Here is a 12739-nt window from a genome sequence, read left to right as displayed (position 1 = left end):
CCACCATCAAGTGGTTTTTTTCTTCATAGAAGCCAGATCGTACTCACCCAACACCTCTTTCATTGAGCTTTCAAGAATTTCATCTATCAGCATTCTAAGCTCGGATTTCTTCATAATTAAAGTTACATCTTCTGCTTGCGAATAAGGGGCTTTGTCGGCATTTACCCACGCTTCAATAGCAGCAACCATCTCAGCGTTAGCAGACCGCTTATTTCTTTCTGCCATTACAGCAATATGCTGTTTGAGATCCTCAGGCAACCTTAGATTCACCTGAGGATTTTTGTATTTTCTTTCTGACATAACTACTCCTTCGCCTGAGCGGGCGATTCGCTAATTATAAAATAGTACGTACATACCTATTGACTAGCAATACGTACCAAAATACTATGTATGCATACCTAATACATATGGAGAATATATGAAAGTAAAAACACTGCGTATGCCGGAGTGGCTGGAAAAGGTAATGGAAGACTTAGCTCAAAAGGGGGATCGCTCCTTTAGTAAGGAGGCTGTCAGAGCAATGAGAGAGTATGCAGAACGTCAAGGTATGAAGTGCCCAGAATGACAGAAGCCCAACGGTGGTCAGACCGTCAGGCTTCGTTAACCGAAAATCCCCAGCAAGGAACTAACGATATGAACATTATAGCCAAATCAGATCTCAACTTCCACGGTATCCAAATGCAACCAGTCGCAAATTTAGATGAAGTGTGGCTGACGTCTAGCGACATCGCGAAGGCTTTGGGTTATGCATCGCCCAAGAGCGTATCAACAATCTATTCGCGTAATTCCGATGAATTTACAGATGCCATGTCAATGGTCATCAAAATGAAGACCAACGGAATAAACAATAACTTACGTGAAAAAAGCGTGCGCGTATTTTCATTGCGTGGCTGCCACCTAATCGCAATGTTTGCTACTACGTCAGTCGCCAAAAAATTTCGCCGCTGGGTGCTCGACATCCTGGATGGTGAATCAACGCAGTCTCCAGTTTTGGCTCAGTTTACCGAAGAAGAATTGCGCGACCTTTGTTGGCTGTGGAAGGCATCCTCTGTAATGGCGAGCAAAATCGAAGAGGTTGAGCCCATTCTGCGAGTGGCTGAGCATCGGCTGGCAGGATCTTATTACTCCATGCCACGCGAATACTCTCGCACCATCAACAAAGCAAGAGCATTGCTGGAGCGAGAAACGTCTCATGTTGATGCATCTTACCGGAATGATAACTGGGGGGTGTTAAGCGACTTGAGAATGGGGCGGATTCACTAACCGCCAAAAAGAAAAACCGCCAGTGGCTGCTGGCGGTCATCATCACTACATAGAAGGCGAACTCTATGAATAAAGTTACTGTAGCAAACCAAAGATCTGCTGTCACGAAAATGTCTAGCCGTGAGATTGCAAAATTGACCGGTAAACAGCACAAAGATGTGCTTCATGACTGCCGAAAAATGTTCGACGCTCTCAATCTTCAATCGGCGGACTTTTCCGCCGATTACCAAGATAGTCGGGGGCGCACTTATCAAGAGTTTTGGCTCGACCAAGATCTGACGCTTACTTTGATGACTGGATACAGCATCCCATTGCGCCATAAGGTTGCCAAGCGCTGGCGTCAGTTGGAGTCTGGTGAGGTAATGCCGCAGAAATCAGCATCGTACCTGCCAGAGTATCGCCGCGCTCGCGCTATCAAAATGGAAGTTGAGGCGATGAACCTTGCACTTTCCTACATGCCTAAACTGAGCGACGTAGCTAAACAAACCGCAATGGCCCGGGCGGTGAATGATGCTGCAGGCATGGAGTTGCTTCCGCTCCCGCAAATAGAAGAGCACTACCACAGCGCTGGTGAAGTGGGTGAGATGCTTGGTGTATCTGCTCAGAAAATCGGAAGGGTAGCCAACGCGAACAATCTGAAAACTGAGCAGTACGGCATCACTGTTATGGACAAATCAGCCTATAGCAGTAAGCAGGTCGAGGCGTTCCGCTATAACTCTGAAGGCATTAAAGCGCTACGCTACCTTATTCATGGCGCTGATGTAGCTTAACTATTTCGATCACCTTATTGGATATAATGCATAACCCGCTTCTGGCGGGTTTCTTGCTTCCCATTGCATCAGTTTCCCTTTAGGATTCGTTCCATCTTGTACTGAGGGGGGTAGGGATATGAAGAAGCTGATTATTGGGTCGTTGGTGGTAATGGTTCTCTCTGGCTGCGTGTATACCGGCACCAATTTTGATGAGTCGAAACTAGCGAATGTTCAGAAAGGACAGACTACGAAGCAGGAAATTATCTCCTACTTTGGAAATCCCTCTACGACAACAGTGGACTCTGAAGGTAATGAATTGCTGATGTGGACATACAGCATTGGCAGTGCTTTTGGGGCAGATGCAAAAGTGCTGGCAGTTAAGACTCACGATGGAAAAGTTGAATCCTATACAGTAAGTAAATCCAAAAGTTAATCAGAACAGCAATCAATCTAAACCTCGCTTCGGCGGGGTTTTTTTACGTCCGGAGAAAGGTAAATGGCAGGTTCAGTCAACGCAGGCAGCATTGTTTATGAAGTGGATATGGACACTGCCCGGTTTCTTGCTGCGCGTAGGGAAGTGGACGCTGCGCTCAATGGCTTAAGTGGAAGCATGGGGCGATTAGACGCCAGCGTTACCAGAACCGAGCGGTCAGTCGCTTCTATGGAGCGCGCTATGTCCAGCCTGAGCGGGGTGGCGAAAGGTGTTATCGCTGCTCTATCTATCCAACAGGTCGCTCAATATGGAAACGAGTGGGTTACAGTCAACAACAAGCTGGCTAACTCAGTGCGGGCCAATGAGTCTTTAGCTGAAGTAACTCAGCGTGTTTTTGATATTTCGCAATCCACCATGAGTAGCCTTGGCGCTACCGCAACGCTTTACGGCCGCCTTGAAAGAGCAACCCGGAGTGCAGGCACAAGCACCAAAGACCTTGTAACTCTGACATCAACAATCAACAAAGGACTGGCGGTTTCAGGTGCAACTACCGAAGAAGCCAGCTCTACCATGACGCAGCTCTCTCAGGCGCTGGCATCCGGCGTTCTGCGTGGAGAGGAATTCAACTCTATTTCCGAGAACGGTAGCCGTCTTGCTGTAGCCCTGGCGGATTCACTTGGCGTTACCATTGGTCAGCTTCGCGCAATGGCTGCACAAGGAAAATTGACGACTGAAGTTGTAGTAAATGGCTTGCTTCAGCAGAGCGATAAAATTGCGAAAGAATTTGCCAATACCGCGATGACAATGGGCCAGGCGATGACCACGGCCACAAACAATATCACCAAGTTTGTCGGTGAAAGTTCAAGCGTGAGTACCACGATTAACATTTTCAACAAAGGCGTGATCTCGCTCAGCGAAAATCTTGATGTTGTGGCTCAGGCAGTTGGTATAGCGGCGCTTGTTTTCGGTGGGCGATTTGTTGGTGCCTTGGCTATGGCAACTATACAACAGGGCCGGCAAGCCGCAGCGTCTATCAATCAGGCAGTCGCAACGAGAGCAAGAGCAAAAGATGAACTTGCCGCATCATTAGTAACACAAAGAAAAACCATGGCAGACAGAGGCGCGGCTGAATCAGCGATGAACCTGGCACTTGTTGAATACCAGGTAGCAAAAGGTAGTGCTGCTGAAGCAACAGCATTAGCCAACGTCACCCGCCTAAGAACTGCATACACTGAAGCAGGAATAGCCGCTGCCCAAGCCAACAACCTTGTTGCCGCGTCACAAGCCCGACTGGCTGCCACTGGGCTGACCGCAGCTAATGCCATGAAGGCAATGAATTTAGTGACTTCCCCTCTTGGCGGGCCTCTGGGGGTGATCGCTATCGTCGCTGCTGGTTGGTATCTCTATGCTCAGCGACAGGAAGAGGCCAGGAAAGCCAGCATCGAATTTGCTTCCACATTACCAAGTGTAATTTCAAAGCTTAAAGAGATGAATCTAACCCAGGCTCAGGGTGTCCGCGCTGATACTGTTACCTCGATCAAAAACCAGAAAGAGGAAATTGCGGATTTAGAGTCCCACATTGCTGACCTTAATAAACAATACAAAGAACGAATAGAACTAGCAGCTCAAATGGGCGGTGGTGATGAGAAAAATAATGGTCATTTACGCATCGCTAGTGACCTCGCTAATGAACTGGCAAAAGCAAACCGAGACCTCAATACTAAAGTCAGAACGCTCAATGAGTCTCAGGACGCTTTAAGGCTCATAAACATTCAGGTCAACCAAGGTATCGTTGACCAAATGAAAGCTGCCAGAGATAGCTCAATTGCCTTAGCTGAAGCAGAAAAAAATGCATCTTTCCTTGGTCAGACTCACTCCTTTCTGGCAACTAAATTGGGGCAATCTACCGAAGCGATGCAAAAGTTTAATGCCGAAAGCCTGAAGGTAAATTGGGGCGGAAGCGAGGGCGAAAAGCTCATCAAGCAGGCAGAGCGTCGTTTGGCTTTATCCAAAAAAGAGGGTGACGAAAGAGAAAGGCTTCAGGCTACCTACGATGCCGAGGACGCTGGCGTGGTTGATCCATTGGCAATCGCTAAGCTCCAGGAAGTGTATGTAAGAACTAACCAGGCGAAAGAGGCCGTAAAAGATAAAAAGAAAGAGGATAGAGAAGCCACAGCGGAAAGCAAAAAAGCAGCTAATCAGGCTGCGTCAGTTGCTCAAAAGCTGGCGAGTCTGAAGCAGCAATCAGAGTTAGTGGCTGACTCCACAAATGAAATGAGTCGCGCACAAGCTATCCTCACAGCTCAACAATCTTTAGGGAAAGGCGCTACACAAGCTGATATTCAGTTGGCAGGGGAATACGCGGCTAAAAGGTGGGACGAGGCTGCTGCAATTCGTGCGCAGGCCGCAGCACTGAAGCTGATACCAGAACAGGCTGAGAATGCTCGTTATAAACAGGATGTCTCTGACCTAAAAATTGCTTTACAGCAAAAGGCTATAACACAGAAACAACACGATGCGGCAGCCGTGCAGATGGAGCAACAGCATCAGGTGAATCTCGCCAAAATTCGGGCTAGCCAAAACGCCGGAGTAACCCCCTTGCAGGAAGCTCAAGGCGCAATAGATCCCGTACAGGCACTAGCCAACGAAAATGCCAAAAAGCTTGAGCTGATTAAACAATTCGAAACTGAGAAAGGAAAACTCACTCAGAATGGATTAATGCTAAGGAACGCGGCTAATACCGAATACGAGCAGCAGCGTATAGCGGCACAGTGGGAAATCTTCAAAGCACAAAGTGAATCGAACGAACTGTTAGGCACTGCGATCGAGTCTCTTAGTGGTGGGGCATCAAATGCCATTACTGGGCTGCTAAATGGAACCCAAAGCTTGAGTCAAGCATTTGCAAACCTTGGCACCTCTGTGCTTAATGGATTGGTTAGTAGCCTCGTAGAAATGGGAGTCCGCTGGGTTGAATCGGCTGTTATGGGGCAAGCAGCCCAGCAAACAGCTATTGCTTCTAACCAGGCAACAGCCGCAGCTGCTTTAGCCACATCTACCGCTACTGGCGTTGCAGCAGCTGCTGCTTTGCTCGCGGCTTACTCTCCTGCTGCTATGGCTGCCTCCGTTGCAACATCAGGTGGAGCAGCGGCAGCAGGGTTAGCTGGTTACACCACTGCAATGACGACATCTCAAGCCGTATCACTGGCAGGTATGCGCGAACATGGCGGCCCTGTTTCTGCCAGCAGTATGTATCGGGTAGGTGAGGGCGGTAAGCCTGAAATCTTCAAAGCCAGCAACGGCAGTCAGTACATGATCCCCGGGGACAATGGCTCCGTCCTCAGTAATCGGGAATTGAGCGGCTCATCAAGCGGCGGGGCCGCGATAAACCAGACAGTTCAGTTCACCATTAACACCACCAATGGCATTGACGATGCCACCATGCAAAAGATGGCCGCCATGATGAAACAGGTCAGCCTCAAGACAATGCAGGATGAGCAGCGCCCAGGCGGCATTCTTCGCAAATAACAGGATTTCCCCATGCCTCAAACTTTTCAATGGAGCCCACAAAAAGGGTTCACGGCTTCGCGCGCGCCAAATGTGGCAGTAGTGAATCTGGGTGACGGCTATGAACAGCGCCAGACAAAGGGCATCAATCCATTAATGGACAAATACACGCTGGAGTTTGTGGGCGTGGATGACAAGTGCGGCCGGCCAAACGTTGCTAAAGAAGCCGAAGCCTTTATCAAAGCGAGAATGGCTGTTGAGTCATTCTACTGGACGCCGTCTGATACCGGAATTCAGGCTTTATTTGTATGCCGATCGTGGTCGATGGTGAAAAATGGCAGCCACTATAAGCTGGCCGCTGATTTTGAGCAGGTGCCGCGATGAGGGATATCCCAGCAGAACTCATTATTGAAAGCACAGATGCCGGCGTCGGCGCCATGCTCGATCTGTTTGAGGTTGATCTCCAGGCGTTTGGCGGTGATGTAATCCGCTTCCATGCCGGCACCAACGGTTATTACGGCGACGTTATCTGGCAAGGCCGGCAATATTCAGCTTATCCGATAGCCGTTGAGGGGTTCGAATCAAAATCCGAAGGTACGTATTCGCGCCCGACGATGAAGGTCGCGAATATCTCCGGCCTGATTACCGGTATCAACCATGATTTCGACGATGCTTTGGGCGCGGTGGTGACTCGCCGCCAGGTACTGGTACAGCATCTTGACGCGGTCAACTTCCCAAACGGGAATGCAGATGCTGACAGCACAATGGAGGCCGTGTCGCGTTATGTCATTGAGGAAATGACCGAGGAAACGTTCGAAACGGTGACCTATAGCCTGGCAACGCCCGTTGACTGTGACAATGCTATTATCCCGGCACGCACTATCTTGGCGGACGTCTGTCAGTGGGTTTACCGCGGTGATGGTTGTGGCTATGACGGGCCGGCAGTAGCAGATGAGAAAGATAATCCAACCTCTGACCTGTCGAAAGATAAGTGTTCAAAACACCTGACCGGCTGTCGGCTACGATTTCCTAAACCTGAGCCTCTGCCATTTGGTGGCTTCCCTGGATCAGCGAAGGTGTCCTGATGATTGAAGATGAATGCCTGGCTTATGCAGCGCAGTCCTGTAACGAGGTCTGCGGCCTGATCATCGATGGCAGCCGGCTAATGCGCTGTGAAAACACGCATCCCGAGCCGGAGCGACACTTTCGGATAAGCGACACGGACTGGCTAAAAGCAGAAGCGGCGGGAGAAATCACCGCCGTTTTTCATTCTCATCCTGAACCAAAACTGGTTCTCTCAGGGGCTGACCGTCAGGCGCAGATCTCTTCCGGGCTGGACTGGTGGTTAGCCAGTGACAACCGCCTTCGCAAATTGCGCCCTGTATCGCATTTGCTGGGGCGCACCTTCGAGCATGGCGTGATGGACTGTTACACCCTGTTCAGGGACGCCTACCACCTCTGCGGCATCGATTTGCCTGACTTTGAGAGAACGAATGGTTGGTGGGTTCGCGGAGAGAACCTGTATGTCAAAAATATGGCGCTCAATGGGTTCTACGAGGTATCGCCGGCAGATATTCAGCCTGGTGATGTGATTATCCGCCGTGCATTTCCCGAGGCCGACCCGTGCCATGCCATGCTCTGGCTTGGTGACAATACGGTTCTCCATCACGAATTAGCCGGGCGACTCAGCCGCCGTGAGCCATACCGTCAAGCCTACATAAAGCTCACCCATTCCATCTGGAGGCATGAACAATGCTCATCTTTAGATTTGCGGGGAATCTTCGACGACATTTCCGCCAAATCACTTTAAATGTCGACACGCCATCACAAGGGTTACGGCTTCTCCTGGCGCAATGCCCAGCCTTTAAGCGTGACTTCTATAAAACAAAGATCCGTATGCGGGTAGATGGCTCGGATGTGGCTGCTGACACGCTTGAGTTTCACATGAACCGGCATCTTGGAAACGGTGCGACAGTCCTGTTTGTGCCAGTGATTGAGGGGGCTATCAGTGCAGTAGCAGCGGTGTGGATTATGGTGGCTGTCAGCGTCGCGTCAGTGGCTTACTCCCTCTATATGTCTTCAACCATGAAGACCAAGACATCTGCTGAATCCGCTGAAACGAACTCGCTGACCAATAACTCCTTTACGAGTGCCGAAAACCGTGTTGGTCAGGGCAGGCCAGTGCCATTGCTTCTTGGCGAGATGGTAGTGGGTTCAAACGTCATCTCCCTCGGTATCGATACATCAAACAACCAGGACTGGAACATTTCTATTAGCTAAGGTGAAAACATGGGCTCAGGCGGCGGCGGTGGCAGCACACCCAAACTTATTGACGACAACCTCAAATCAAAACAATTCCTCCGCGTTCTCGACCTCATTTCTGAAGGCCCAATCTATGGCCCGGTAGACCAGGTGCATCTCTCTTCTTTCATGCTGAACAAGACACCAGTAACGGATGCGCAGGGCAACGCGAGCATTAACGGCGTCAGTGTGGCATGGCGTCCTGGTACGGCAACGCAATCACCAATTAATGGCTTTTCAGCTATCGAAGCCACAACGATTGTTAATGCTGATGTCACACAGAATACGCCACTTGTGCGCACTGTTACTGATTCAGATGTTACCCGTGTGCGTATGAACATTGGTGTTTCAGGGCTGATGGAGCAAGACACGAAAGGCAATCAGAAAAATACATCTGTAACCATGGTGATCGAACTCAGAACAGGTAATAGCGCTTGGCAGACTGCCAAGTCAGTCACCATTACGGGGAAAATCTCCGGTGAATACCTCGAGGCGCATTTAATTGACGCGCCCGAGACGAAGCCTTTTGATATTCGCCTGCGTCGTGTCACCGCTGACAGTTCAAGTGACCTGCTAACCAATGGGACCGTCTGGAATAGCTATACAGAAATCACTGACGACAACCTCTCTTACCCGTATGCCGCTATTGCCGGCGCCGTGGTTGACCGGGACCAATATACCGACACACCGACCCGCACTTATCACTTACGCGGCCTGATTGTTGATGTGCCGGATAACTATGACCCAATAGCCCGCTCTTATACCGGTATCTGGACTGGCGGCTTCAAGTCAGCCTGGACAAATAACCCCGCCTGGATTTTCCGGGCTCTGGTAAAAAACACTCGCTACGGGCTGGCAAAGCGAGCTGGTTATATTGATGTCGATGATGGCAGCCTCTATGTGCTTTCGCAGTTCTGCGATCAGCTTGTCGATGATGGCTATGGTGGGCAGGAACCACGCTTTACCCTAAACGCTTACATCACTGAGCAGAAAAGTGCGCGGGATATTCTGGATAGCATCGCTGGGATGTTTCGCGGCATCGCGCTGTGGGATGGGATGCGCTTTTCTATCATGCTGGATAACCCACAAGATCCGGTTACCGCGGTCACGAATGCCAACGTGGTAGACGGCCTTTTCACCTATAGCTCCATGAAGCGCTCAGACCGCTATAACGCAGTGGTGGTCTCATGGACAGACCCAAATAACGGCTGGGAGCAGGTTAAAGAGTACGTCTCTGATGACGAGATGATTGACCGCTACGGCTACAACGAGACTACGCTGGAAGCGTTCGGCTGCACCTCCCGTGGACAGGCATTCCGTGCCGGCAAGTGGCTCATCGAGAGTGCGAAGCGTGAAACCAAGAAGGTGACGTTCCGTATGGCACGTGACGCGATTGGCTTCATTCCAGGCGACATCATTGAAGTGATGGATAACAACTACGCGGCCACACGATTAGGTGGGCGTATCGTCTCCCACAGCGGCGCCGTGATTACCGTTGATGCTGATGTATCTGACGTTGTTGGCGGTGGTGACACCATGTCTCTGATGGGGGCTGATGGGAAGTTCTCTAAGTTCACTATCGGCAGCGTAGCAGGCAGGGTTATCACCCTTCGCACCTCACCGGCATGGGTAAAAGACGGCACCATCTTTGTGATCTCAACAGGGGAGGTCGCCACCCGGCTTTTTCGTGTGATGGGGGTATCAGAGGACGATAACAACTCTGTTTACAGCATCTCAGCAACGCTTTATGACCCGAACAAGCAGGCGATTGTGGATGAAGGCGCGGTGTTTGAAATGCCAACCGACACACTGAATGGGTATCGCGTCCCAAACATCGAAAATCTGCGCATCATCAACACTAACAGTGAAACTGTCCAGGTTACTGCCACCTGGGAGACAGCAACGACAACACGCAAACTGATGTTTGAGCTCTACGTTTATAACAGCAGTGGCGCGGTGGTCGCTCAGTATGAAACTGACCAATTCCGATATGAATTCTACGGGCTGAATGCGGGCAGCTACACACTCGGCGTTCGCGGTCGCAATGAAAACGGCATGAAAGGAGCAGAAACCCAGGTCAGTCTGGTGATTGGTGCGCCGTCAGCCCCTTCATTTGTGCAATGGAATCCCGGGATCTTCTCTGCGGATATTGTTCCGGTAATGAACGTAACGGCAACTACCGATACCTCTTTTGAGTTTTGGTATACGGGAGAGACAGCAGTTACAAATATCGGAAATGTTGAGACTGAGGCTCAGTTTCTTGGGCGCGCCTCACAATGGACGCTGCATGGCTTAAAGGCTGACACAACGTACTACATGTATGTGCGGACCAAAAACGCGTTTGGGGTCTCTGCATTTGTAGAGGCATCGGGCAAAGCTTCAGCAGATATACCTGGCATGTTGGACTATATAGACGAAGCGGTCAGGAACTCTGAAGCATTTGATCGCCTCAGTGCTCAAATTGATACCAACCTGGATGCCGTTATAGAAAATGCGATCTCGAATGATGCTGACATTCAGCGCCGGCGTATAGAAAACGGAAAGAACAGAGCGCAATTTGTTCAGATAACCACGCTCATCGCTGACAACGATCATGCTTATGCCGAAAGATTTGAGCAGCTACAAGCCGACTCAGACCAAAACAGTGCAGTGGTTCAGCAGGTCTCTAGTGCTTACGCAGACTTGAGTGGGAAGCTGTCTGCTCAATGGGGCGTTAAGGTTCAAATTGATAGTAATGGCAATAAATATGTGGCGGGTATGCAGTTAGGCGTAGAAGGAAATGGGGGCGGAACGCAATCATACGCCCTGTTCAGTGCCGATAACTTTGCCATCTATAACACCAATAATGGCACTTACCAGTTAGCTTTTGCGGCTGTTAATGGGCAAACATTCTTGCGCTCTGCCTTTATCCAGGATGGGTCGATTGATAATGCAAAAATCGGCAACTTCATCCAATCAACAAACTATGTGGCCGGCACTACCGGCTGGAAGCTGGATAAAAGTGGGACATTTGAAATTAATGGTTCCATCGCCGGCCAAGGACGCAAAGTCATCACGGCAACACAAGAGCTGGTCTATGACGGCAATGGCGTGCTCCGTATGCGATCTGGCCTTTGGTAAGGGGGTAATTCATGGGCGCAGGCATTCAATGCTGGGACGCAACCGGGAAGTTGGTAGCTGATGTAGGGGACTATAACTGCCGGTTTATCGGTTCGATTAACGTGAGTATGCCGGGCAATACCCCAGTTGTAACGGCGGGATTTAATGGCATCACTGCAGCAGGCAGCTTTGCTGTTATCGTGTCTTCATCCACTACCATCAGAACACCAGGGACATTTACATGTCGGACATATGATGGAGGTATCAGACTGTTTTCACTATTAAAATCCGCAGCTGCGGCAACCTTGACTATTCATGTATACGGATTCTTATGAGCGGTGTTCAGATATGGAATTCAGCCGGTGCATTGGTCATCGACTCTGATTACTTCGGAACTTATTACCGGGATAACATCACCACTGGAGCAATAGTAGATCAGGGGTATTTTTCAATAAATTCCCCAATTGGTGATGGCACAGATATGGGTTTTCCTTCTTCTAGATATAGTCGTGATGCCAATCTTCAGTGGTTCAAATTTAACGAAGGCGCGAAGGTTTTTTTTGGGGATGACCCATACATGACCACCAATGCGGGACGCATAGCAAGAACAGGTTATGATGTACCACTTACTAGTGGTTACTGGGATGTTTATAATGGGGCTGGCCAACTTGTATGGTCTGTTGTCTCTGCTGCAAAAGTGCCAAGGGTGTTAGGTTTCTTTGATATTCCAGCCGGTGCTGCCTTAGATGGTGGTGTGTACTCTCAATATATAGGCCCAGATGCATGGATATTATCCAGCCATTGCCCTGGAAATTTGTCAACAGATGCCGACATGATAAGCGGCTATAGCGGCCTGATGTTTCGTTATAGTGGCGGTACGCTCCAATGCACATGGATAAACCAAAATCAATATTCCTGGGCAAGCACGCTTCAGAACTATGGCTTGCGTATCCCTTATGCCATTATACCTGTGCTTTCTTAATCTAATTCGCAGATCTTCACGATTGAATAATATCAACTCTAAACAAATTGCAGGCATGGTCGATAACCAATAAGATTAATATTAATACAGGGAGAGATTATGAAACCATATCTGGTTGCAATTGCCGCAATGTTACCACTACTGACTTACGCTAAAGACAATTCGTTATCTTATCCTCGACGGGCGGAAGCCTTGAGAATTGATGGTCACGTAAAAGTAATTTACGATGTAAATAATAAAGGTGTGGTAGAAAACATTCGGTTTATTGAGGCGTCGCCTAAGCATTCATTTGAAAAATCGATTAGAGAGCAGATGCGGCATTGGCATTTTAAAGCTAACGATGCAAAGCGTGATGTTCCACTGGATGTCACCTTCAAAGCTAACTAAACCAACTTATTTATAAAG

Annotated in this window: 13 protein-coding genes; 12 read left to right on the top strand and 1 reads right to left on the bottom strand. The window is 49.4% G+C overall.

The features are described 5' to 3' along the window. Positions 1-6 precede the first annotated feature (6 nt). On the bottom strand, positions 7-300 hold the full coding sequence (locus CYR55_RS05360) for an Arc family DNA-binding protein (RefSeq protein ID WP_101815122.1): 294 nt from the start codon (positions 298-300) through the stop codon (positions 7-9). A gap of 118 nt (positions 301-418) precedes the next feature. Between CYR55_RS05360 and CYR55_RS05355 the strand changes: the two genes are divergently transcribed. The 12 genes from CYR55_RS05355 to CYR55_RS05300 all read left to right on the top strand — a co-directional run bounded on the left by CYR55_RS05355 (position 419) and on the right by CYR55_RS05300 (position 12721). Continuing rightward, positions 419-565: a DNA-binding protein gene (locus tag CYR55_RS05355; protein ID WP_101815121.1), complete on the top strand. Its 147-nt coding sequence runs from the start codon at positions 419-421 to the stop codon at positions 563-565. Further along, positions 562-1263, top strand: a complete 702-nt coding sequence (locus tag CYR55_RS05350; protein WP_101815120.1) for a P22AR C-terminal domain-containing protein — start codon at positions 562-564, stop codon at positions 1261-1263. Before CYR55_RS05355 ends, CYR55_RS05350 begins: the two co-directional genes overlap by 4 nt. Before the next feature lie 65 nt (positions 1264-1328). Then, on the top strand, positions 1329-2033 hold the full coding sequence (locus tag CYR55_RS05345; RefSeq protein WP_101815119.1) for a Rha family transcriptional regulator: 705 nt from the start codon (positions 1329-1331) through the stop codon (positions 2031-2033). A gap of 118 nt (positions 2034-2151) precedes the next feature. Next, positions 2152-2448 carry a hypothetical protein gene (locus CYR55_RS05340; RefSeq protein WP_101815118.1) on the top strand — a complete coding sequence of 99 codons (297 nt, stop codon included), beginning with the start codon at positions 2152-2154 and terminating at the stop codon, positions 2446-2448. A gap of 63 nt (positions 2449-2511) precedes the next feature. Further along, positions 2512-5973, top strand: a complete 3462-nt coding sequence (locus CYR55_RS05335) for a tape measure protein (protein ID WP_101815117.1) — start codon at positions 2512-2514, stop codon at positions 5971-5973. 12 nt (positions 5974-5985) lie between these two features. Continuing rightward, positions 5986-6336, top strand: a complete 351-nt coding sequence (locus CYR55_RS05330) for a phage tail protein (RefSeq protein ID WP_101815116.1) — start codon at positions 5986-5988, stop codon at positions 6334-6336. After that, on the top strand, positions 6333-7037 hold the full coding sequence (locus CYR55_RS05325) for a phage minor tail protein L (RefSeq protein WP_101815115.1): 705 nt from the start codon (positions 6333-6335) through the stop codon (positions 7035-7037). Before CYR55_RS05330 ends, CYR55_RS05325 begins: the two co-directional genes overlap by 4 nt. Next, positions 7037-7762, top strand: coding sequence for a C40 family peptidase (locus CYR55_RS05320; RefSeq protein WP_101815114.1), 726 nt, complete (start codon positions 7037-7039; stop codon positions 7760-7762). The genes CYR55_RS05325 and CYR55_RS05320 overlap by 1 nt, the downstream gene beginning before the upstream one ends. Next, positions 7705-8232: a tail assembly protein gene (locus CYR55_RS05315; protein WP_101815113.1), complete on the top strand. Its 528-nt coding sequence runs from the start codon at positions 7705-7707 to the stop codon at positions 8230-8232. The genes CYR55_RS05320 and CYR55_RS05315 overlap by 58 nt, the downstream gene beginning before the upstream one ends. 9 nt (positions 8233-8241) lie before the next feature. Beyond that, positions 8242-11373, top strand: coding sequence for a TipJ family phage tail tip protein (locus CYR55_RS05310; RefSeq protein WP_101815112.1), 3132 nt, complete (start codon positions 8242-8244; stop codon positions 11371-11373). A gap of 310 nt (positions 11374-11683) precedes the next feature. Beyond that, the gene (locus CYR55_RS05305) at positions 11684-12334 is read left to right on the top strand and encodes a hypothetical protein (protein ID WP_101815111.1); all 651 of its coding nucleotides are present in this window, start codon (positions 11684-11686) and stop codon (positions 12332-12334) included. Between the two features lie 99 nt (positions 12335-12433). Next, positions 12434-12721: a TonB family protein gene (locus CYR55_RS05300; RefSeq protein ID WP_101815110.1), complete on the top strand. Its 288-nt coding sequence runs from the start codon at positions 12434-12436 to the stop codon at positions 12719-12721. Positions 12722-12739: the final 18 nt, after the last annotated feature.

Origin of the sequence: Chimaeribacter californicus, assembly GCF_002858675.1 — a bacterium.
Classification (GTDB): Bacteria; Pseudomonadota; Gammaproteobacteria; order Enterobacterales; family Enterobacteriaceae; genus Chimaeribacter; species Chimaeribacter californicus.
This window is presented reverse-complemented; position numbering and strand designations above follow the sequence as displayed.

What these genes read in the sequence shown, in the direction of transcription:
- CYR55_RS05360 (WP_101815122.1), bottom strand. Translation starts at nt 300, where the DNA reads ATGTCAGAAAGAAAATACAAAAATCCTCAGGTGAATCTAAGGTTGCCT.
- CYR55_RS05355 (WP_101815121.1), top strand. Translation starts at nt 419, where the DNA reads ATGAAAGTAAAAACACTGCGTATGCCGGAGTGGCTGGAAAAGGTAATG.
- CYR55_RS05350 (WP_101815120.1), top strand. Translation starts at nt 562, where the DNA reads ATGACAGAAGCCCAACGGTGGTCAGACCGTCAGGCTTCGTTAACCGAA.
- CYR55_RS05345 (WP_101815119.1), top strand. Translation starts at nt 1,329, where the DNA reads ATGAATAAAGTTACTGTAGCAAACCAAAGATCTGCTGTCACGAAAATG.
- CYR55_RS05340 (WP_101815118.1), top strand. Translation starts at nt 2,152, where the DNA reads ATGAAGAAGCTGATTATTGGGTCGTTGGTGGTAATGGTTCTCTCTGGC.
- CYR55_RS05335 (WP_101815117.1), top strand. Translation starts at nt 2,512, where the DNA reads ATGGCAGGTTCAGTCAACGCAGGCAGCATTGTTTATGAAGTGGATATG.
- CYR55_RS05330 (WP_101815116.1), top strand. Translation starts at nt 5,986, where the DNA reads ATGCCTCAAACTTTTCAATGGAGCCCACAAAAAGGGTTCACGGCTTCG.
- CYR55_RS05325 (WP_101815115.1), top strand. Translation starts at nt 6,333, where the DNA reads ATGAGGGATATCCCAGCAGAACTCATTATTGAAAGCACAGATGCCGGC.
- CYR55_RS05320 (WP_101815114.1), top strand. Translation starts at nt 7,037, where the DNA reads ATGATTGAAGATGAATGCCTGGCTTATGCAGCGCAGTCCTGTAACGAG.
- CYR55_RS05315 (WP_101815113.1), top strand. Translation starts at nt 7,705, where the DNA reads ATGCTCATCTTTAGATTTGCGGGGAATCTTCGACGACATTTCCGCCAA.
- CYR55_RS05310 (WP_101815112.1), top strand. Translation starts at nt 8,242, where the DNA reads ATGGGCTCAGGCGGCGGCGGTGGCAGCACACCCAAACTTATTGACGAC.
- CYR55_RS05305 (WP_101815111.1), top strand. Translation starts at nt 11,684, where the DNA reads ATGAGCGGTGTTCAGATATGGAATTCAGCCGGTGCATTGGTCATCGAC.
- CYR55_RS05300 (WP_101815110.1), top strand. Translation starts at nt 12,434, where the DNA reads ATGAAACCATATCTGGTTGCAATTGCCGCAATGTTACCACTACTGACT.